We start from the raw sequence: 20,818 nt of genomic DNA, 5'->3' as shown, positions 1-20,818 counted from the left end.
AATATATTAATAACTTATAACTTATAACTTGGGAGGATTTGACATGAACAATGCATCAAGCGCTTTAAAGGTGGCGGCAGGGATATTTTTGACGATCGCTTTGATCACAATTGTAGTTCTGCTGTTTATTTCGGCACAGGAGGCAACCAAGACGGCCCAGAACAATTTTGCTGATATTCAAACCGAGTTGTCCCAGGCGGCATTTACGGTATATGACGGAACAACCATCAGTGGATCACAGGTAACCAATGCACTGCGCAAATACGCGGACAAAGATCAGTTCGGTATCCAAGTAATTACGGGTAAAAATAAAGCAGGTCAATGGTATGGCAATCAATTAAATATTTCACAGGATCTCAATAATGCGGACTACGGTTCGGTTATTGCACCTGACGATAAAGTGGGGATTATTAACCAGACCATGAGTGAAAAAGACAATCAATATGTCAATCCAAGTGGTAAATTCAAAGCGATTATCGTGAAAGACCGATCTAATGTGGTAAGAGGGCTGATCTTCCAGCAATCCTGACAGGAGTTGGTTTAAGATGTCCCAAAATACCCAGCATCTCATGTTGTTTTGTACGGCGGTTGTCCTGTTTGTGACAGCCTGCCTGTACGGGCAACAGAATGTTACGATTTTATCAGCGGCTTTGAACGACAGAGTACAGACAACAGCAGGCATGGAAGGTCGGCTTATTACAACACTGCGTACAACAACCAATCCCGATCAGTATAGTGGTGCGGAAGTGCTGCACACCGTGAGGCAGATGACGGGCACAGGCATTCCTGTGGAGGTAGATGGCAATGCGTATGTGATTGATCCGCTTGTCAACAAAGCAGCGACTATTCCTGTCCAACTCCATGCTACCTACAGACCTGAGTTTATACGAAGTGAAACTGGAGAACTGCTCAAAATCGTTTTTTGGAAGAAGGCGAGTATGAATTGATTAATGCTGCATCCAAGCTGCTTGCCGTATTGCTCGCAGTCCTTCTGCTTTATGTGTATCCAGCTGCTGAAACAGCTGATCGGCAGGATGATATAGCACGTATGACGGCTGTTCAGAATGTAACCCGTTTTGTCGATGCTGTCCGAACGAAAGGGTATATTTCACCTCGAATGTTGGCTGAGTTTGAGGAGCAACTGGCCCAGACGGGCAATCTGTATGAGGTGTCGATGGAACATTTACATAAGAAATATGTACCTCATTATACAGACCCGATGGACCATAACAGTTTTACCGGGACCTATGAGGTAGTGCAGGATGGATATTATGCAGCTCAGATTCGAGAAAGACTATTCCCACCCTCAGGTGTGATACCGGTTGATGATCCTGGCCGAAGATATACGTTGACGACAGGGGATTTTTTCACCGTGACGCTCCAAAATACAAATCGTACACCTTCCATGCTCATTCGTGAATGGTTGAGTGGTACGGCTCAGGCTTCAGCAGTATTTGTAACATACGGAGGTATGGTCCTCAATGAAGATTACTGAGCTATCCATTGTATTCGTGCTGATCTTCTTCCCGCTCTTCTGGATCATCTCACTCCATACCCAAGATGCCGAGGAGGCTCAATATCTTGGCCAACGATACAGATCTGCACTTCAAACTGCAGTCATGGATGCAGGTGCAGTCATGCATCAGAATGAGAAACAAAATGATGAAGCAGGTTATGATTCAACCAAGTTTGTTAAAGCGGACAAGGAGCTTGCCTTGTTAACATTTACTCAGACGATGGCTTTGAATATGGGGATTCAGGATGATCCCGAAGCTATTCGAAACATGTTTAATTACATTCCTGCCGTGGTTATTCTGGATTACGATGGCTATTATATGTTGTCCACAGAAACAGAGTTGACAGGTAACCGCGAAGATTCTTTCCAGCAAGTCTGGAGTCCCAAGAAACCTTATACATATTCGGATTCAAATGGTAACAGTATTAACTTTACACTGGACGACTACGTATATGCCTACGACGCAAGTGCAGGGAAATGGATTGAGGGATTTCAAAAAGAACTGGCTTCAAACACACAGATTCCTTTACTTCAGAATACCAACGTATTTGAACAAGTTAGACAAAGCCGGATTGTAACTACTGTGCAGGATGATCTGGCTGATGTGATTAACCGCCATAATGAATTTGCCAGAAAGAACGGTATTTCCTATACGTTTACGATGCCCCTGATTGCGCAGGAAGATTGGTACAACTCCATTAACGATACAGGGATTATGGCCTTTATCCAAGGTATAGGTGTGGGTGACCAGAAAATCAACAATTACGCAATTGGTGGAGGCAGACTTGTGAAGAAAACGGCCATCGTAGGTGGGGTAGATCCTTTAACGGGTATCAAGTACTATTACCCCTCCACATGTGGTAATGGTTACCGTGCTGAAGAGGTGTTCACAGACGCAAGACAAGCAGCTGCACAAGGCTATTTCGAATATAAATGCTCTAATCGTTAAGGTAGCCTGTATGACAAAATCATGTAAGAGGTTCCTGAACTGTTTACATTACTTTCAGAAAAGACGGGACCTGTGCTAGAATAGGGTTTCGGAACAATAACAAAAGTAATGTCTAATAGATAGGAGCAACCTCATCTTATGAGTTTATTGTCAGTAGAGAACGTAAGTCACAATTTTGGAGATCGCACGTTATTTAAAAATGTATCGTTTCGTTTACTTGCCGGAGAGCGCGTAGGACTTGTTGGTGCCAATGGTGTGGGTAAATCCACATTAATGAACATCCTTACCGGTAAATTGCTTAAAGATAGTGGAAAAGTGGAATGGACACCTAAGGTCCGTTATGGATATCTGGATCAGCACACGAAGCTTACCCCAGGCAAAACCATTCGTGACGTTCTTAAGGATGCATTCCTTCCGTTGCTTGAATTAGAAAAAGAAATGATGAATATTACGGACCAGATGGCAGATGCAGATCCAGATAAGCTGGAGCAGTTGCTGGAAGAGATGGGCGATATTCAGGAACAACTGGAACAGGGCGACTTTTATCTGATTGACGTAAAAGTGGAAGAGATGGCCAATGGTCTTGGTTTGTCCGCAATTGGTCTTGATCGAGATGTCGCAGCTCTAAGTGGTGGACAACGTACCAAGGTGCTTCTTGCCAAGCTTCTGCTCGAGAAACCTACAGCTCTTTTGCTGGATGAGCCGACCAACTATCTGGATGTAGAGCACATTGAATGGCTGTCACGTTACCTGAAGGACTACCCTCACGCGTTTCTCTTAATCTCCCATGACACGGAATTCATGAATGAAGTCGTAAATGTCATTTATCATTTGGAATTTGCCAAATTAACGAGATATGCAGCGAACTATAACAAGTTCCTTGAGATGGCTGATATGAATAAAGCCCAGCATATTGATGCGTACGAGAAGCAGCAAGAGTACATCAAGAAGCAGGAAGATTTCATTCAGCGTAACAAAGCACGTGCTTCAACCTCAGGTCGAGCGAAGAGCCGGGAGAAACAGCTGGATAAGATTGAACGTATTGATCGCCCAGATGAAGCGGCTAAACCAACGTTTAAATTCAAGGATGCCCGCGCGAGTAGCAAAACGGTCTTTGAGGGTATTGATTTTGAAATTGGATACACGTATCCTTTGCTTCCTAAAATGACGATGACGATAGAACGCGGTGAGAAAATTGCCATCGTAGGCTGTAATGGTGTGGGTAAATCGACACTGCTGAAAACCATCCTCGGGAAAATATCTCCACTGAGTGGAAAGACCTTTTTGGGAGATTATCTCGAAACGGCCTATTTTGAGCAGGAAGTTCGTGCTGGGAATATCACGCCGATTGAGGATGTCTGGAATGAGTTCTCACATTTGACACAGAATGAAGTCCGGGGTCATCTCGCTCGCTGTGGGCTGAAAAATGAGCATATTACCCGTCCGCTTAACATGCTGAGTGGTGGAGAGCAAGCCAAGGTTCGTTTGTGTAAGCTCTTGATGCGTGAAAGCAACTGGATTTTATTCGATGAGCCGACAAACCATCTCGATGTCACAGCCAAAGCAGAGTTGCAGCGTGCCTTGCAAGAATTCAAGGGAACGGTGTTGTTGGTATCTCATGAACCTGATTTCTACGAGGGTTGGGTCACCAAAACATGGAATGTCGAAGAATGGTCTGAGAAAAACTAGACGATTCAAGTAACTTTTAACATAAATGAACGGTGACAAAAAAATCCGTCTATGGTAACATAGGCTACAACTTCATATGAACACTAGGGGGGCCGCACGATGCGGCTGAGATGGAAGAATGCGATTCTGGACCCTTTGCACCTGATCTGGATCATACCAGCGTAGGGAAGTGGCGCGCGCGTTTCAGTGAATGACGTGAGCAAACGGGAATTCGAAAGATTACAACCGTCTGCTTAGCAAAACGAAACATGCAGTTCCGTGTATAACGTTAGGGCTATAAGTTCTATAGCTTTGTTGTACGAAATGAACTGTATGTATCAGTCAGTCATTTGTTCCAATAATTAATACGCAGCCACTCCCCTACGGGAGTGGCTTTTTTGTGTTTTCATAGAATTCACACATGGAAGGAGATGAACAGTACGGCAATTTCTCATGAACATGTTCACGAATCATTTGAATTGCATGTTGTATCTACGGGTGCAGGGGATCAAGCATCTTTTGTAAAAGCAGCAAAGGACGTTTGGCCATGGGTGGACTATATTCACATACGAGAGAAACAACTCACATGGCAAGATAAGATTGGTTGGGCTGAAAGTCTGCGAGGCGTTGGGGTTCCGTCTTGTCGTATCGTTATCAATGGTTCGGAGCTGCTTTCACAGAATGACATCTATGGCGGTGTACATTGGGGGCAGCAGGCTATATGTAATTCAATTAATGTTGACTTAAGAAATGTACAAAAACTTCGTCTGGGTGTATCTGTTCATTCAATTGATGAGGCAAAAATCGCCGAAGAACGGGGAGCCGATTACCTTTTCTTCGGGCATGTCTATGCAACTAATAGTAAGCCTGATCTTGAACCTAGAGGATTACATGTTCTTGCTGAAGTGTGCTCTGGTGTATCCGTTCCTGTTATTGCGATTGGAGGTATTGCACCGGGGAACATTCGCGCGATCCGCTCAACGGGAGCACAAGGAGTCGCCGTGATCTCGAATATATGGGCGAGCGATTCCCCGGATCGAGCGGCTGCATTATTAAGGCAGGCTATCGTTGCTACTGGAAGTCTAAGCCGGTGAAAGGAGATGAGATGATGAAAGAGATCGTAACGAGTCAGAACAGAAATCATTTCAGTCATCAACTGAAATCTGAACCGGAATCAAGAAGCAAAAGTGCTACTGATAAATCGGATAAGATTCATGCAGAAACGATTATTGTAGGCGGAGGCGTTGTTGGTTGTGCCATTGCATATGAGCTGGCCTCTCGTGGACAGGAGGTACTGCTGGTAGAGCGTTTAGCAATCGCTGGAGGCACTTCTTGCGCAGCGGCTGGAATGCTGGCGGCAGATAGTGAGGATTTTGCTCATCCTTTGATGGCTAAGCTTGCCAGGCAGAGCAGGCAGTTACTTCATGAGCAACAGGTGCTATTGGCTACCCTCAGCGAGGTAGAGATTGGTCTGCAACGTCATGGATTTCTAACCCCTTTTCGTTCATACAGTGAATTAAGCAGTTATAAGAACAATCGAAATTCTGGTTTGTCTGCTGATGAGGTGTGGTGGGATCGTTCCACTGTGCAACAAGAGGCATCATGGCTTAACAGAGATACGTATGGAGCCTACTACAAGCCTTACGAGAGTGAGATTCTTCCAATTTTTCTAACAAAGGCATACGCCGAATCCGCTCAAGCAATGGGAGCACGAGTGATCGATGGTGTACAGGATATACGCGTGCAAGCAAACGAGCACGGCGTGCAGGGGATCACCACATCGATCGGTGAGATGAGATGCAAACATGTCATTATAGCGGCTGGATTACAGAGTGAAGAGTTGATGAGACATGTGAATCTGAGCTTGCCTGTGTGGTCGGTAAAAGGTGAAATAGCCGCCGTTCAGTTCTCAGATGAACATGCAGGGTACAGACCTGACAGAACGGTGTATGCAGAGGATATCTATATTGTTCCCAAAGCCAATGGAGAGGTTTGGCTCGGGGCAACCAGTCTGCCAGGCAGAACGGATCTGAACGTTTCTGTACAGGGTGTTCAGAAGCTATTAACAGCGGCTACCCACTGGGTGCCTGGGATGAAAGCGGCACAATTTTTGCGGGCGTGGGCAGGAGTAAGGCCGGCAACTCCGGATGGTCTGCCTTATATAGGTGCTTGCGAAAGTGTTCCCGGGCTGTTTGCCGCCTTTGGACATTACCGTAACGGTATTTTGCTCAGTGCGATAACAGGCAGACTAATCGCTGAATTGCTCGCGGGCAAAAGCTCAGAAGAGCTCGGAATTGAGGAGCTGAGTCCTGAGCGATTGAACAGAAAGGGAGTGGTGCAGTGAACATCATAGTAAACGGTCAACGTATGGAAATTGAAGACGGATTGAATCGTGTGGACAAACTGCTTAAATCTTTTGATCTGCAAGTCAAGACCGTAGTTGTTGAGCTGAACAGGCATATTTTAACACGTGAGTATCATGAAACGACGGCATTAAGAGAAGGCGATCGAATCGAGATTGTACATTTTGTAGGAGGCGGTTGATGATGTTGAATATTGGTAAATATACGTTTGAGTCCAGATTGTTGCTCGGAACAGGCAAGTTTTCGGATCTTGAAGTGCAAAGTCAGGCTGTGGAAGCATCTGAAACGGAGGTTTTAACCTTTGCTGTTCGTCGTCTGAATCTGGAGGAGCGTAACCAGAAGCATTTCCTGGATACGTTGGATCTGGACAAATACACTCTTCTACCTAATACGGCTGGGGCTTCCACTGCGGAAGAGGCGGTGCGCATTGCTGAGCTTGCACGGGCTTCTGGACTTTGTGATATGATAAAAGTCGAAGTCATTGGAGATGGAATGACGTTGCTCCCAGATCCGATTGAAACGTACAAGGCTTGCGAAATTTTGCTTGAAAAGGGCTTCACTGTATTGCCTTATATTTCGGATGATGTGATTCTAGCCAAAAGGCTACAATTGCTCGGCGTACACGCTGTAATGCCTGGCGCTTCTCCCATCGGAGCTGGCAGAGGTATCATCAATCCCTATAACCTTGAGATTATCATTGAGCAGGCCGTTGTACCTGTAATTGTGGATGCAGGGTTGCGCTCCCCCAAAGATGCTGCTTATGCCATGGAACTTGGTGCAGATGGCATATTGTTGAATACAGCCGTATCCGGGTCAGGAGATCCGGTGAGCATGGCTAAAGCAATGCGAATGGGGGTAGAGGCAGGTAGACTGGCATATGAGGCAGGCATGATTCCCGTGAAGCGTTATGCAGCAGCCAGCAGTCCGGTGGAAGGAATGGTTCATACATGACAGATCAATTAACATCTTCAGAGCAGGCCGATCGGTATTCCAGACAGGAACGTTATGCGCCGCTGGGCAAGGAAGGCCAGGCGAAATTAAAGGGCAGCAGAGTATTAATCGTAGGCGCTGGTGCACTCGGAACAGGAATTGCTGAAACGTTAGTTCGTTCAGGAGTCGGGCACATAACCATCGTGGATCGTGATTATGTGGAGTGGAGTAACCTGCAGCGGCAGCAATTATATGTAGAACAGGACGCGATTGAGCGGATGCCAAAGGCGATGGCAGCGGAAAAACGTCTATCTGCCATTAATTCCACCGTTCATGTGGAAGGCAAAGTGTTGGATGTCAGAGTAGATGAATTGGAAGAACTTGTCCAACATGCAGACTTGATCATGGATGCAACGGATAATTTTGATACCAGACTACTCATGAATGATATGGCACAGAAGTACCGTATTCCCTGGATATATGGTGGATGCGTGGGCAGTTACGGCATTACCTATACGTTTATGCCTGGAGATACGCCATGTTTAAACTGTTTGCTGGGAGAAGTCCCTCTTGGGGGAGATACCTGTGATACGTCTGGCATTATTCCTCAAGCGGTACAGATGGTAACGGCGAATCAGACAGCAGAGGCGATGAAGCTGCTTAGTGGCAATACGGGTGCACTGAGACGCAAGTTGTTGTCATTTGACGTGTGGAGGAACGAATACATATCCATTAATGTGGATGGTGCGAAAAAGCAAGACTGCCCTTCCTGCAGCGATTCGGCAACCTATCCGTATCTTTCTGCGTCCAATCTGGAGAAAACAGATGTGTTGTGTGGCAGGGATACCGTTCAGATCCGACCTGCACGGCGCATGAATCTGGATCTTCAACATACAGCGGATCGCCTGGACAGGCTTCAAGAAGGCAAAGTGGAATCCAATCCTTTTTTGGTCTCTTTTACAACAGGAGCTCATAGATTGGTCATTTTCCAGGATGGACGTGTTCTTGTTCACGGAACAAAAGATACAGCTGAAGCACGTACACTCGTTCACCGCTACTTTGGTTAAAGCAAGAAAGAAGCAAAGTCTGTTCCCTTGAGGGAATGGACTTTTTCATTTTACGGCATGCTATCTGTACCAACCATTGCTGCGAGCAGTGGGGATAGAGACAGGCCGGGTGAAAAAGAGTGAAAACAGCCATTTTGCTGATTGGAGCAGGAGAGCAGGTCAGCCTTATTCAGGATGTTTTATGTAGCGAAGGGTATGAGGTGCAACGAATGGAGTGGTCCGAACTAAACCAATCCGTCGAGCCTTCGTTGTTGCATATTAAACTGATCATCCTGGTAGACCGGGAAGAGGGGACGAAACATTGTGGGCAGGATCTGAAATTAGAGTTAAAACGATGGTTAGATAAAGGTCGGGTTATACCTCTACTGGTTATTACTTCAAATGCATCTCCTCAGTTCATCGTGGAATGGCTGGATTACGGAGCTAATGACGTGATGGAGGAACCGATCCACTTAACCGTGATGCTTGCCAGAATACGAAATTTATTGCGTGTTTTTGCGAATGCAACACCAGAGGGTGAGGAAGTAATTGTAGTTCATGATCTTAAAGTCAATTTGCGTTCAAGAAGGGTAAGTCGTACGGGTGAATACCTGACATTAACGCCAAAAGAGTACGAATTGCTGGAATTTCTGGCTCTGCATGTGAATGAAGCATGTACTCGGAGTGATATTTTGCGGGAAGTATGGGGATATGAGTATGCGATGGATACCAACGTTGTGGATGTGTATATCAAACATCTGAGGGTTAAGGTGGATAAGGGAAGAAGTGTGAAACTGATTCATACTGTGCGTGGGATCGGTTATATGTTGCATGATAAAAATTAGATTATGAAGTTAGTTCCATGAATCACCAGTTTAAAGTGTGGCAAAAAGAGGGTAAAAATAAAAGACCGGAACATATCGTCCGGCCTTTACTTATTAGCAATATATAATTCTAAAGTACACGACGAGCTTTAACATACGTTCTCTTCCAAGTACCAGAGTCCAGATCAGAGAGGGTTACGCCTGGAGATCCGTACGTGTGCAGAATCTTACCATTTCCCGCATAAACGCCTACATGAGTGACATTGGAACCGGTAGAACGGCTACCACTGGAGAAGAATACCAGATCTCCGACACGTAGATTGGCTTTAGACACAGTTTTACCTTCTTTGGATTGTTTCACGGAAGTGCGCGGCAAATCTACACCATACTTTTTGAAAATATATTTCATAAAAGAAGAGCAGTCAAAAACTTTGGTTGTTGAGGTTGAAGCACCAAATTTATATGGAGTTCCAGTAAATTGTTTACCATAGTTAACAATCTGTTGACCTGTGGATACAGAAGCAGTTGCTGCCTGTGCAACAGGTGCGTTAGTCATTAATACAGCTCCAAAACCTAGTGTAGCGCACAACCCGACGGTTACGGCCTTTTGGACAAAGATGTTTGTTTTCATGTTAGTTAGTACCTCCAAAATTCGTTTTCGTTAAGTTGCTAGAGCGAGTATAACAGCTTTGTAACAGCCTAGAAATTGGATAGGGGAGTGTAATCCCTTGCGCCACAATGGTTTGGGTATGTTTATTAAAATATGATTAAAAATGTCAAAAAATTAATCATTGACGGATGAAGAATAATGATGAAACAACAAAGACCCTTGAATATCAAGGGTCTTTGTTATGTGTGAACCTATTTTCTTCATTGAATCACTGGTTACAAAAACGTAATAAATAACTATAAAGCATACGAGTAGATTCAATCTTTGCTCTGAATTATCAGTAATAAGCCGCTATCGATAGTGACTGTACCGGAGGAGCCTAAGAGCTGGTTGCTTACACCCAAAGATTGTCCCATGCGTATGGTAGCTTGATCTAGCGGATACATAAAACCATCTAGAGTTATTCCTGCAACTTCATGAGTCAAGGGCAGCAGAGAAACGTATTTATAGTCACGGTGCTCAACCACAGCTTTGGATGTGGTCAGTGTCATGTAGTTGTGCTTGTCCTGAATGGCACAGGAGATATGATGCTGCATCGCGCGAACCATGATATGTACATTGGCGAGTGTGTGATCCATACGTGTACCTGTAGCACCTAACATTAAGATGTGAGATGGTTCGTAATCTAGCGCTGTCTCAAAAGCCATTTCTGTATCAGTAAGATCCTTATGAACAGGGTCACATGTAATGAACCGAATGCTATTGTTGCTTACAATAATACGTTCCTCTTCAGTAATGGAGTCGAAGTCTCCAACTGCAATGTGAGGCTGAATACCGTGTTCAATTAAAAATAATGCACCACGATCGGCCGCGATGATCATATCATCTTCTCGTATTTCCTGAAGTAATTCTACAGATAAGTTTCCGCCTGTAAAAATAACAACTCGTTTCACCGTCATTTTATTCATCCTTCCTAATTCAGAGAAAAATAGTTCATTGTTCAAATATAATGTTGGAACCTGTACAAATATATTCACCAAACCAGTATAATCCACAAAATGTGGTTGCACAATTTCAGTGCTCGCGGATACAATGGGTAGAGCGACATGGAGATGACTTGAAAAGTGAGGTTTGAACAGGTTGGACTTACACATTTTTGAAGTATTCAGCATTATAGGCACTATCGCATTTGCAATGTCCGGTGCCTTCGTGGCAATGGAAGAGGAGTATGACATTCTGGGTGTTCTAGTGCTTGGACTTGTCACGGCATTCGGAGGCGGGATTATCCGGAATGTACTTATAGGTATACCTGTAACGACACTGTGGAGTCAGGGATCACTTATTATGTTAGCCCTAGTATCAGTAGCGATTGCGTTTATATTACCTCTCAAGTGGATTAGTCACTGGAAGCGAACAGAGGCGCTGTTTGATGCAATCGGACTCGCAGCATTTGCAATTCAAGGGGCTCTCTACGCGGCGAACATGGGACATCCTATTAGCGCAGTTATCGTTGCAGCAGTAATGACCGGTATTGGTGGAGGCGTTATTCGTGATGTGCTTGCAGGACGTAAACCGCTTGTATTGCGTGACGAAATTTATGCTGTATGGGCAATGACAGCCGGTTTTGTTATAGGTATGGGCTGGTTAACAACGAATGCTGGATTATTATTTTGTTTTGCGGCCGTTGTGTTCTTCCGGATGTGTTCTGTACATTATAAATGGAAACTGCCACGTCGTTCGTTGGTACCATCTGAGACCGGGAACGTTAGTCCTCAGCCGGAGAGCATTGTGACACAGTCAACATCGTCGGTACTTCAAGGTACGTTAAGCAAGGGGGATTAATATGATTAATGTTTTGTTTGTATGTCTGGGTAATATATGCAGATCACCAATGGCTGAAGCCGTTTTGCGTCACAAAGTCCTGGAGAAGGGGCTTGAACACCAGATTCGTGTGGACTCAGCGGGTACAGGGGACTGGCATGTTGGTAAACCTCCGCATGAAGGGACTCGAAAATTGCTGGATTCGTACCAGATTTCTTATGCCAACATGGCAGCAAGACAGTTCGCCAGCGAAGACTTTACTCAATTTGATTACATTGTGTGTATGGATAATTCAAATGCAGATAATGTGCGCAACGTTCCAGGCGGAGCTGAGGCGGAGATCATCAAGTTCATGGACATGCTTCCTGAGGAAAAACTCAGAGAAGTACCTGACCCATATTACACAGGCAATTTTGAAGAGGTGTACGAGCTGGTTAACGCAGGCTGCGATGTTCTGTTGAGTAAGATTGAAGCGGGACATTCCTTAGCCTAAAAAGTAAACGAAATTCATGCTTAATTTGTAATTCGACAAAGAAGCAGGACTAGAGCACTTAAAGCAAGCAGGATATCCTGCTTCTTTTTCAGGTTACAATTGTAAGCGGTATCATTGTAGCGAAAAACTAAAGCGGCATTTCAGCCGCCTGTTAATGTGGTCCTTTTATCTTTCCTGGAGAAAATAAAGTAATGCTTCGGGCAATTCCTTCTGCCAAAAACCCCATTGGTGTTTTCCGTCTTTCTCCCGGTAGGAGACGAGGGCACCACGTTTTTCTAGTAATTCTCGAGTATCCCGGTTTAATTGAACAAAATCATACGTACCCGTGTCTGCCTCAAAATCAGTCTCCTGCAAACCAACAATCATCCAGATCGAGAGCCAAGACAGATCTTCAGCTGCGGCATAGATCTCCTGTGAAGCAGAGTAGAAGGCGCCAGACATGCTGATCACACGTGTGAACAGATCCGGATATAACAGAGCAAGATGAAGCGAAACACTGCCACCGAGCGAGTCCCCGGCAAGAATGCGTTCCTGCGGAGAAGGACGTACAGGATATTTCTCTTCTATATAGGGAATAATCTCTTCAGCGAAGCAAGCGGTATATGCCTTGAACCGATCTCCAAATGGGGCATATTCCTGCGTTCTCACAGAAACATCGACCTGAACCCCTACAATAATGAAAGGTTCGGCTCCTTCGTCCAGAATAATTTGGTTAGCTGTTGTAGCAATTCGTCCGAAATTAAAAAATTCTTCGCCATCCTGACAATAAACGACAGGGTAGCTAAGCAATTCGTTATAGCCCGGAGGAAGGTAAATACGGAGCGTTCGCTTCTCTCCAAGATAACGACTTTCAATCTCTTCCTTCACAATCGTGCGTTTCAAATAGCGGGAATCCGTCATAAAACGTCACCTTTCTCGGTTAATTTTTTGCATTCGACCGCGCAATACGGTAAGATTACCCTTGTGCGGGGTTAGGTCAAACACGCAATCATGTATTATGCTGTTATACCAATATTAAGCCCCTGTTATACATACAATCCGGCAGGAAACATAAAAAAATTACGGATTTCTTTGACGTATGGAGTGAAACAGGTGTATAATAATATTATAACAGCGGAACTTGATATTCAAATTTTTTGTTGAGGTGAAGAAAAAAATGAGCAAGGTTCCTTATGAAGTGTATACAGAGGATGTAGAAGCTCTGTCCGTGCTGTCTCCTGACGGCGAAATTGTTAACAAAGACATGATGCCTACACTTTCCGATGATCAATTAAAAGAAATTATGTACCGCATGGTATTTACCCGTACTTGGGATGACCGTGCAGTAAACCTGGGCCGTCAAGGTCGTCTTGGTTTCTATGCTCCAGTATCTGGTCAAGAAGCGACAATGGTTGGTAGTGAATTTGCAATTGAAAAAGAAGACTTTGTATGTCCTGGCTATCGTGACATTCCGCAACTCGTATGGCATGGACTTCCTCTTTATCAAGCATTCTTGTACTCCCGTGGACACCAACATGGTGGACAAATTCCAGATGGCGTTAATGTATTGATGCCACAAATCATCATTGGTGCACAAATTCTGCATGCAATGGGTATCGCTATGGGTTACAAATTGAAGAAACAAAAACAAGTTGTTATCACGTACACAGGTGATGGCGGTTCTTCTGAAGGTGACTTCTATGAAGGTCTGAACTACGCTGGTGTATACAAACTGCCTGTTATCTTCTTTGTACAAAACAATGGTTATGCCATCACTACTCCTTTTGCTAAACAAACTGCAGCTCTTTCCATCGCTCACAAAGCGGTAGCAGCAGGTATCAAAGGTGTTAAAGTTGACGGTATGGACATCTTCGCTGTTATCAAAGCTGTTCAGGAAGCTGCTGAGCGTGGACGTAACGGAGAAGGCGCAACATTGATCGAAGCAGTAACATACCGTTTCCGTCCTCACTCCCTTTCGGATGATGCTTCCAAGTATCGTACAAAAGAAGAAGAGGCAGAATGGTCTGCTAAAGATCCTATCGCACGTTTCGCTAAATATCTGGAGAAAAAAGGTCTTTGGACTGAAGAAGATACAGCACGTGTGAAAGAAGAAGCAAAAGCTAAAGTAAATGAAGAGATCAAAAAAGCGGAAAAAACCGAGAAAATGACGATTTCAGGCTTGATCGACAGCATGTTCGAACAAACGCCTAAGCACTTGGAAGAGCAAAAAGCTGATTTCCAATAAGTTTTTTCCGATAAAGCATAAACATCCGCGACTTTAATGTCCCGGTATACATGTACGAATTCAAATGTGAACTGTCAATGTTTAAGGAGGAAATGAAGCAAATGGCACAAATGAACATGAAAGAAGCAATCCGTGATGCGCTTCGCGTGGAGTTGAAACGTGATCCTAACGTTCTGCTTTTCGGTGAAGACGTAGGTAATGTAGGCGGCGTTTTCCGTGTAACGGAAGGTCTGCAAAAAGAGTTTGGCGAAGAGCGTGTATTTGATACACCATTGGCTGAGTCCGCTATTGGTGGTCTGGCTGTAGGTCTGGGTGTACAAGGCTTCCGTCCGGTTGCTGAGATCCAATTCGTTGGTTTTATCTTCGAAGCCCTTGACCAAATGGTAGTGCAAGCTGCTCGTATGCGTTTCCGCTCCGGTGGAAAATACAATTCTCCAATCGTATTCCGTACACCATTCGGTGGCGGCGTAAAAGCGGCAGAATTGCATACAGATTCCCTGGAAGGTCTGCTTACGCAAACACCAGGTATCAAAGTCGTTGTTCCTTCTAACCCTTACGATGCAAAAGGTCTGATGATCGCTTCTATTCGCGATAACGATCCTGTATTCTTCATGGAGCACTTGAACTTGTACCATGCTTTCCGTGCAGAAGTGCCTGAAGAAGATTACGTTGTTGAATTGGGTAAAGCGAACGTTGTTCGTGAAGGTTCCGATGTAACGATCATTACTTACGGTATGATGGTTCACACTTCTGTGAAAGCAGCAGATGAACTCGAAAAACAAGGAATCAAAGTTGAAGTTATCGACCTTCGTACGGTTAGCCCGATCGACATCGATACTATCGTTGCTTCCGTTAAGAAAACAAACCGTGCAATTGTTGTACAGGAAGCTCAAAAGAGCGCAGGTGTTGCAGCTGAAGTCATTGCCCAAATCAATGAAAAAGCAATCCTGCACTTGGAAGCGCCGGTTCTGCGTGTAGCTGGTCCGGACACTGTATATCCATTTGCACAAATCGAAGATACATGGCTGCCTAACCCGGCGCGTATCATTGCTGCGGTTAACAAAGTCGTAAATTTCTAATTTAATCATCTGACATGCCGCAAGGCGCAGTATGGTGATTCACACCGCAGCGCAAGCTGCACTGTAAACAGCCATTAGCCCCTTGAGTAACAGTTATTTGCATTAGCAGTAACAGTTGTTTCTTGGAGTTAAGGGTTGTTTTCAGGATTGAGCACATAATCAAGGAGGTTTTTCAGTTGGCTAAATTTGAATATAAATTCCCTGAATTGGGCGAAGGCCTGCACGAAGGCGAAATCATCAAGATGCACATCAAAGTCGGTGACAAAGTAACTGACGACGACATCATCATGGAAGTACAGAACGACAAAGCGGTTGTAGAAGTACCTTGTCCGGTTAACGGAACAGTTACAGAAGTATTCGCTAAAGACGGTCAAGTCTGCCACGTTGGTGAAGTTGTAGCGATCATCGATGCAGAAGGCGAACTTCCTGAGCAAGACGACGCTCCTGCTGGCGATCAAGGCGAGCAAGAGAAAGATGCAGCTCAAGGCGGAGCTGACACAAGCGGTTCTTCTGCAGCAGCTTCCAGCTCGGATGCAGCTAAAGAAGGTGGCAACAACAGCGTTCCGGCAGTACCTGCCAAAGACGTTCTGGCAACACCAAGCGTGCGCAAATTTGCTCGCGAACAAGGTGTAGACATCGCTCAGGTTAACGGCACTGGCAACAACGGTAAAGTAACCAAAGAAGATGTTGAATCCTTCAAAAACGGTGGCGGTTCTTCCGCAGCGGCATCTTCCGAAGCTCCGGCTCAAGAAGAGAAAAAATCCGCAGCACCAGCAGCGGCTGCAGCTGATCAACACGTTGAAGAAGAGCGCGTACCATTTAAAGGTATCCGTAAAGCGATCTCTAATGCAATGGTTAAATCGGCTTACACAGCACCTCACGTTACAATCATGGACGAAGTGGACGTAACTGAATTGGTTGCTTTCCGTACTCGCATGAAACCAATTGCAGAGAAAAAAGGAACAAAAGTTACTTATCTGCCATTCATCGTTAAAGCACTGGTTGCGGCTTCCCGCCAATTCCCGGCTCTGAACGCTATGATTGATGAAGAAGCTAACGAAATTGTTTACAAAAAATACTACAACATCGGTATCGCTACAGATACAGACAACGGTTTGATCGTTCCTGTTATCAAAGATGCTGATCGTAAATCCATCTGGATGATTGCTGACTCTATCCGTGATCTGGCTGCTCGTGGTCGTGAGGGCAAATTGAGCGCGAATGAAATGAGAGGAAGCACAATCTCCATCAGTAACATCGGTTCTGCTGGCGGTATGTTCTTCACTCCAATCATCAACTTCCCTGAAGTTGCTATTCTCGGAACAGGACGCATCAGCGAAAAAGCAGTGATCAAAAACGGCGAAGTAGTTGCAGCACCTGTAATGGCTCTTTCCCTGAGCTTTGACCACCGTATCATCGATGGCGCAACAGCACAAAACTTTATGAATTACATTAAACAGCTGCTCGCTAACCCTGAGCTGCTTGTTATGGAGGTGTAAGATATGGTAGTAGGCGACGCTTCTCTCAATATCGACACATTAGTAATTGGTGCGGGTCCTGGCGGCTATGTAGCTGCCATCCGCGCTGCTCAACTGGGCCAAAGCGTATTGATCGTAGACAAATCCGAACTGGGCGGTGTTTGTTTGAACCGTGGATGTATTCCATCCAAAGCCCTGATCTCTGCTGCACACCAATATGAGTCTGCACTTCACGGTGAAGCTTTTGGTATCTCTGCTGAGAACGTAAAAGTGGACTTCAGCAAAACTCAAGAGTTCAAAAACGGCGTGGTTAAGAAAATGACTGGCGGCGTAGCTGGGTTGCTCAAAGGCAACAAAGTTGAAGTTTTCAACGGTGAGTGCATGTTCATCAACGAAAACGAAGCTCGTGTATTCAATGACCACGAGTCTCCACGTTACAAATTCAAAAATGCAATTATTGCAACAGGTTCCCGTCCAATCGAACTGAAACCGTTCCCGTTTGGCGGACGCATTCTGTCTTCGACAGAAGCTCTGAACTTGCCTGAAGTACCAAAAAGTATGATCGTTATCGGTGGCGGATATATTGGTGCTGAGCTTGGTCAAATGTACTCCAAATTCGGTGCAAAAGTAACAATCATCGAAGGTTTGGATACAGTACTGCCAGGTTTCGATAAAGACATGACTAGCCTCGTGGCTAAAAACATGAAGAAAACAGGCATCGAAATCGTAACGGGTGCAAAAGCTGAAAGTGCTGAGCAAACGGATAAAGATGTAACTGTTAAGTACTCTGTAAATGGTGAGTCCAAAGAAGTAACTGCAGATTACCTGCTGGTAACTGTTGGACGTCGTCCAAACACAGATGGAGAACTTGGTCTCGACATGATTGGTGTTGACGTTGACGAGCGTGGATTTGTCAAAGTTGACCACCAAGGTCGTACCAGCATTCCTCACATCTTTGCTATCGGTGACATCGTATCTGGTCTGGCTCTGGCACACAAAGCTTCTTATGAAGGTAAAGTGGCTGCTGAAGCAATCGCAGGACAACCATCTGTAGTTGACTACAAATGTATGCCAGCTGTTGTGTTCACAGATCCAGAGTGTTCCAGCGTAGGTTACACTGAAAAAGAAGCTAAAGAAAAAGGTTACAAAGTAAAAGCAGGCAAATTCCCTTATGCGGGTAACGGCCGTGCTGTATCTTTGAACCACGCTGAAGGCTTCGTGAAAATCGTAGCTGACGAAGAAAGCGGCCTTGTATTGGGTTGCCAAATCGTAGGTCTGGAAGCTTCCAACTTGATTGCTGAGCTTGGTTTGGCAATTGAGATGGGCGCAACTTTGGAAGATCTGGCTCTTACAATTCACGCTCACCCAACTTTGGGCGAAATCGTGATGGAAGCTGCGGAATTGGTTATGGGTCACCCGATCCACATCATCTCCCGTTAAGATCATCTAAGCTTCGGATCCGTCCGGCATTATACGTATATCAGAAGAGACGAATGACGCTAACGCGTTATTCGTCTCTTTTTTCTGAGCAAGAGCCGAGAAATTTAAGATACTCGTGTATGTGATATGATGAAAATTTACACGCTCACAAGTTTCAGTGAATTGATTTTATCCAACAACTCAATTGTGGTACACTGTAGTAATGATCAGTCATGATGTGGCTCCAAGCCAATCACGGTCTATGTATTTAGTATTTAAGTTAAACTAATCTTTTACACGAGAACGTAAAGGACAGAAAGAACCTGAAGAAGCGGAGTGTTCGCCTTTATCCCCGGACTTTACCTTTGGAAAAGGAAATCAAAAAAATCTGAGGATAACAGCGATCGGAAGGTTGTTCTGTCATCGGAGTGGTAAGTGTAAATATTCTTTAGTTTAGTACGAAAAAAAGTGCGAGGGGATATCAACATGAAAAACTATCTCGATTTATTACAGGATATTCTGAACAACGGCGTGCATAAAGGAGACCGTACCGGAACAGGAACACAATCTGTATTTGGCAGACAACTCCGTTATGATCTCTCCGAAGGATTTCCGCTGGTAACAACCAAGCGAATTCATCTCAAATCGGTTATTCATGAACTGTTATGGTTTTTGAGTGGCGATACCAATATATCTTATCTGAAAGAAAACGGTGTGAAGATCTGGGACGATTGGGCGGACGAAAATGGGGATCTCGGACCAGTATATGGCTCGCAGTGGCGCACATGGGAAGCACCAAACGGAGAAAAAATTGATCAGATTGCCGCAGTGATTGATTCGATCAAAAATAATCCGGATTCACGTCGTCACCTTGTCAGCGCATGGAATGTGGCAGAAATCAATCATATGAAGCTCCCACCTTGTCATTTCGCGTTTCAGTTTTACGTTGCAGAGGGTAAATTATCATGTATGCTTACGATGCGTTCCGTGGATACGTTCCTCGGGTTGCCGTTTAATATCGCGAGTTATGCGCTCTTGACTCATATGATCGCTCAGCAATGTGATCTTGAGGTGGGTGATTTCATCTGGTCTGGAGGGGATGTTCACATCTACTCCAACCACGTAGATCAGGTTAAAACGCAGCTAGAGCGTGAACCCTATGCTTTACCTAAGCTGGTAATCAAACGTAAGCCGGATTCTATTTTCGATTATAAGTTCGAAGACTTCGAGTTTGAGAACTATCAGCATCATCCGGGCATTAAAGCTCCAATTGCAGTCTAATTATGTGTTCAATCTCGATAAGAGACTTGGATTGAAGGAGTGTATTACCTTTGAGTATTGAATTGGTATGGGCAATGGGGGAGAACGGTGTGATCGGATTGAACAATTCGATTCCTTGGCGTTTACCCAAAGATATGGCCTTTTTCAAACAACGTACGCTGAACAAAACGATTATCATGGGGCGTAATACGTGGGAATCTTTTGGTGGCAAGCCGCTTCCTCAGCGCCGTAATATCGTAGTGACAAGAGATCTGAACTACAAAGTGGAACAAGCTGAGATCGTGCATACGATTGAAGAAGGGCTGAGTGTAACCAAAGGTGAGGAATTGTGCGTAATTGGGGGTTCCCAAGTATATCGTGAGTTCCTCCCACTTGCAGATCGTCTTGTGGTGACCAAAATCCATGAGAATTTTGAGGGAGATACATTTTTCCCTGAAGTGGATTGGTCCGAATGGGAACTGATTGAACAGATTGAAGGCGAACAGGATGAAAAAAATGTTCATGCGTATACATTCGAATTTTACGAACGTAAACGGTAAATATGGCATAAGAAATTCCTGACTTCGGTCGTATTTGTATGATGAGAGGCGCTGATTGCGAAATATTCGTGAACAGCGTCTTTTCTTTATAAAAAAAATGAGTCACTTGTTTAAACTGGAATACATATAACATTAATATAACATGAGTAATTGGTATTTATGTATATTATACATACGGCCAAGCATTAAACAGTAAAAAAGTGTAAAAGTTTTGGGGTTTTAACGTTGTGAAGCCCTGAAACAGGTCTGATATTCGGAATTGAGAACGATTTATAGCAAAATATGTTGAATTTGATGACAAATTATCTAACATTTACTTAACGTTTCGACCTTTTATGTCTTTAACACACACCAGATTTCGCAGTTCAAAATCACATTTAACACCAAAATAAGGGTATTGACCATGGGTAGACTTGAAAGATATGATGTATAAAATACAAATAATTATGCGGATAATCCATTTAATATTCAGCACAGTAAATGCTACTATAATTGAAATATCTTCGAGAAGATTTTGTGATACAATAGACAAAAACTCAAGTAATGAGTAATCCATTTCATATAGAACCATGCACATG

General features: G+C 44.4%; 22 protein-coding genes and 1 riboswitch. Of the genes, 19 read left to right on the top strand and 3 right to left on the bottom strand.

The window, feature by feature from the left end; genetic code table 11:
* Positions 1-43 precede the first annotated feature (43 nt).
* The 11 genes from AC1S8V_RS17655 to AC1S8V_RS17605 all read left to right on the top strand — a co-directional run bounded on the left by AC1S8V_RS17655 (position 44) and on the right by AC1S8V_RS17605 (position 9,317).
* Positions 44-529, top strand: a complete 486-nt coding sequence (locus tag AC1S8V_RS17655) for a hypothetical protein (protein WP_062834890.1) — start codon at positions 44-46, stop codon at positions 527-529.
* 16 nt (positions 530-545) lie between these two features.
* Positions 546-947, top strand: a complete 402-nt coding sequence (locus AC1S8V_RS17650; protein WP_482070126.1) for a hypothetical protein — start codon at positions 546-548, stop codon at positions 945-947.
* Positions 923-1,495: a hypothetical protein gene (locus tag AC1S8V_RS17645; RefSeq protein ID WP_482070125.1), complete on the top strand. Its 573-nt coding sequence runs from the start codon at positions 923-925 to the stop codon at positions 1,493-1,495. The genes AC1S8V_RS17650 and AC1S8V_RS17645 overlap by 25 nt, the downstream gene beginning before the upstream one ends.
* Entirely contained in the window at positions 1,482-2,465 is a 984-nt protein-coding gene (locus AC1S8V_RS17640; protein WP_482070124.1) for a hypothetical protein, read from the top strand. Before AC1S8V_RS17645 ends, AC1S8V_RS17640 begins: the two co-directional genes overlap by 14 nt.
* A 138-nt stretch (positions 2,466-2,603) precedes the next feature.
* Positions 2,604-4,154: an ABC-F family ATP-binding cassette domain-containing protein gene (locus AC1S8V_RS17635; RefSeq protein ID WP_062834886.1), complete on the top strand. Its 1,551-nt coding sequence runs from the start codon at positions 2,604-2,606 to the stop codon at positions 4,152-4,154.
* A gap of 75 nt (positions 4,155-4,229) precedes the next feature.
* Positions 4,230-4,339: riboswitch (TPP riboswitch) on the top strand.
* Between the two features lie 225 nt (positions 4,340-4,564).
* A complete protein-coding gene (locus tag AC1S8V_RS17630) occupies positions 4,565-5,227 on the top strand; it encodes a thiamine phosphate synthase (RefSeq protein WP_482070123.1) in 663 nt (220 codons plus the stop codon).
* Positions 5,228-5,238: 11 nt separating this feature from the next.
* Complete coding sequence (gene thiO / locus AC1S8V_RS17625; RefSeq protein WP_482070122.1) at positions 5,239-6,477, top strand: glycine oxidase ThiO; 1,239 nt, start codon at positions 5,239-5,241, stop codon at positions 6,475-6,477.
* Positions 6,474-6,677, top strand: a complete 204-nt coding sequence (gene thiS / locus AC1S8V_RS17620; protein ID WP_145322079.1) for a sulfur carrier protein ThiS — start codon at positions 6,474-6,476, stop codon at positions 6,675-6,677. Before thiO ends, thiS begins: the two co-directional genes overlap by 4 nt.
* Before the next feature lie 2 nt (positions 6,678-6,679).
* A complete protein-coding gene (locus tag AC1S8V_RS17615) occupies positions 6,680-7,447 on the top strand; it encodes a thiazole synthase (RefSeq protein ID WP_482074517.1) in 768 nt (255 codons plus the stop codon).
* Entirely contained in the window at positions 7,444-8,493 is a 1,050-nt protein-coding gene (locus AC1S8V_RS17610; RefSeq protein WP_482070121.1) for a ThiF family adenylyltransferase, read from the top strand. The genes AC1S8V_RS17615 and AC1S8V_RS17610 overlap by 4 nt, the downstream gene beginning before the upstream one ends.
* Positions 8,494-8,612: 119 nt before the next feature.
* Entirely contained in the window at positions 8,613-9,317 is a 705-nt protein-coding gene (locus AC1S8V_RS17605; RefSeq protein WP_482070120.1) for a winged helix-turn-helix domain-containing protein, read from the top strand.
* A gap of 109 nt (positions 9,318-9,426) precedes the next feature.
* Here AC1S8V_RS17605 and AC1S8V_RS17600 read toward each other — a convergent pair whose 3' ends face one another.
* A complete protein-coding gene (locus AC1S8V_RS17600) occupies positions 9,427-9,927 on the bottom strand; it encodes a C40 family peptidase (RefSeq protein ID WP_482070119.1) in 501 nt (166 codons plus the stop codon).
* A 296-nt stretch (positions 9,928-10,223) separates the two neighbouring features.
* On the bottom strand, positions 10,224-10,865 hold the full coding sequence (locus tag AC1S8V_RS17595; RefSeq protein ID WP_482074516.1) for a thiamine diphosphokinase: 642 nt from the start codon (positions 10,863-10,865) through the stop codon (positions 10,224-10,226).
* Between the two features lie 181 nt (positions 10,866-11,046).
* Between AC1S8V_RS17595 and AC1S8V_RS17590 the strand changes: the two genes are divergently transcribed.
* Both AC1S8V_RS17590 and AC1S8V_RS17585 read left to right on the top strand, forming a co-directional pair.
* Complete coding sequence (locus AC1S8V_RS17590) at positions 11,047-11,748, top strand: trimeric intracellular cation channel family protein (protein ID WP_482070118.1); 702 nt, start codon at positions 11,047-11,049, stop codon at positions 11,746-11,748.
* A 1-nt stretch (position 11,749) separates the two neighbouring features.
* Entirely contained in the window at positions 11,750-12,220 is a 471-nt protein-coding gene (locus AC1S8V_RS17585) for a low molecular weight protein-tyrosine-phosphatase (RefSeq protein ID WP_482070117.1), read from the top strand.
* Positions 12,221-12,385: 165 nt separating this feature from the next.
* Here AC1S8V_RS17585 and AC1S8V_RS17580 read toward each other — a convergent pair whose 3' ends face one another.
* Complete coding sequence (locus AC1S8V_RS17580; protein WP_482070116.1) at positions 12,386-13,120, bottom strand: alpha/beta hydrolase; 735 nt, start codon at positions 13,118-13,120, stop codon at positions 12,386-12,388.
* Between the two features lie 256 nt (positions 13,121-13,376).
* Here AC1S8V_RS17580 and pdhA point away from each other — a divergent pair, with 256 nt between their 5' ends.
* From pdhA to AC1S8V_RS17550, 6 genes are all read left to right on the top strand, one after another.
* Positions 13,377-14,444: a pyruvate dehydrogenase (acetyl-transferring) E1 component subunit alpha gene (gene pdhA, locus AC1S8V_RS17575; RefSeq protein WP_017688072.1), complete on the top strand. Its 1,068-nt coding sequence runs from the start codon at positions 13,377-13,379 to the stop codon at positions 14,442-14,444.
* 101 nt (positions 14,445-14,545) lie between these two features.
* Positions 14,546-15,523, top strand: a complete 978-nt coding sequence (locus AC1S8V_RS17570) for an alpha-ketoacid dehydrogenase subunit beta (RefSeq protein ID WP_100527394.1) — start codon at positions 14,546-14,548, stop codon at positions 15,521-15,523.
* A 176-nt stretch (positions 15,524-15,699) separates the two neighbouring features.
* On the top strand, positions 15,700-17,022 hold the full coding sequence (locus AC1S8V_RS17565) for a dihydrolipoamide acetyltransferase family protein (protein ID WP_062834876.1): 1,323 nt from the start codon (positions 15,700-15,702) through the stop codon (positions 17,020-17,022).
* Between the two features lie 3 nt (positions 17,023-17,025).
* Positions 17,026-18,441, top strand: coding sequence for a dihydrolipoyl dehydrogenase (gene lpdA, locus AC1S8V_RS17560; RefSeq protein ID WP_036613658.1), 1,416 nt, complete (start codon positions 17,026-17,028; stop codon positions 18,439-18,441).
* Positions 18,442-18,906: 465 nt separating this feature from the next.
* Complete coding sequence (gene thyA / locus AC1S8V_RS17555) at positions 18,907-19,701, top strand: thymidylate synthase (RefSeq protein ID WP_419889094.1); 795 nt, start codon at positions 18,907-18,909, stop codon at positions 19,699-19,701.
* Between the two features lie 50 nt (positions 19,702-19,751).
* Positions 19,752-20,240 (top strand): dihydrofolate reductase, encoded by a 489-nt coding sequence (locus tag AC1S8V_RS17550; protein ID WP_036613663.1) that lies wholly within the window; start codon positions 19,752-19,754, stop codon positions 20,238-20,240.
* The last annotated feature ends 578 nt before the right edge of the window (positions 20,241-20,818 follow it).

It is taken from the genome of Paenibacillus sp. B46(2026) (assembly GCF_056786355.1).
Note: the sequence above shows the minus strand (reverse complement) of the source record. Positions and strands in the feature narration are given on the sequence as shown.

Coding starts and splice junctions, on each gene's coding strand:
- thiO (WP_482070122.1), top strand. CDS start 5,239: ATGATGAAAGAGATCGTAACGAGTCAGAACAGAAATCATTTCAGTCAT.
- pdhA (WP_017688072.1), top strand. CDS start 13,377: ATGAGCAAGGTTCCTTATGAAGTGTATACAGAGGATGTAGAAGCTCTG.
- AC1S8V_RS17635 (WP_062834886.1), top strand. CDS start 2,604: ATGAGTTTATTGTCAGTAGAGAACGTAAGTCACAATTTTGGAGATCGC.
- AC1S8V_RS17600 (WP_482070119.1), bottom strand. CDS start 9,927: ATGAAAACAAACATCTTTGTCCAAAAGGCCGTAACCGTCGGGTTGTGC.
- AC1S8V_RS17580 (WP_482070116.1), bottom strand. CDS start 13,120: ATGACGGATTCCCGCTATTTGAAACGCACGATTGTGAAGGAAGAGATT.
- AC1S8V_RS17655 (WP_062834890.1), top strand. CDS start 44: ATGAACAATGCATCAAGCGCTTTAAAGGTGGCGGCAGGGATATTTTTG.
- AC1S8V_RS17630 (WP_482070123.1), top strand. CDS start 4,565: ATGAACAGTACGGCAATTTCTCATGAACATGTTCACGAATCATTTGAA.
- AC1S8V_RS17595 (WP_482074516.1), bottom strand. CDS start 10,865: ATGACGGTGAAACGAGTTGTTATTTTTACAGGCGGAAACTTATCTGTA.
- AC1S8V_RS17570 (WP_100527394.1), top strand. CDS start 14,546: ATGGCACAAATGAACATGAAAGAAGCAATCCGTGATGCGCTTCGCGTG.
- AC1S8V_RS17640 (WP_482070124.1), top strand. CDS start 1,482: ATGAAGATTACTGAGCTATCCATTGTATTCGTGCTGATCTTCTTCCCG.
- AC1S8V_RS17610 (WP_482070121.1), top strand. CDS start 7,444: ATGACAGATCAATTAACATCTTCAGAGCAGGCCGATCGGTATTCCAGA.
- AC1S8V_RS17650 (WP_482070126.1), top strand. CDS start 546: ATGTCCCAAAATACCCAGCATCTCATGTTGTTTTGTACGGCGGTTGTC.
- lpdA (WP_036613658.1), top strand. CDS start 17,026: ATGGTAGTAGGCGACGCTTCTCTCAATATCGACACATTAGTAATTGGT.
- thyA (WP_419889094.1), top strand. CDS start 18,907: ATGAAAAACTATCTCGATTTATTACAGGATATTCTGAACAACGGCGTG.
- AC1S8V_RS17585 (WP_482070117.1), top strand. CDS start 11,750: ATGATTAATGTTTTGTTTGTATGTCTGGGTAATATATGCAGATCACCA.
- AC1S8V_RS17615 (WP_482074517.1), top strand. CDS start 6,680: ATGTTGAATATTGGTAAATATACGTTTGAGTCCAGATTGTTGCTCGGA.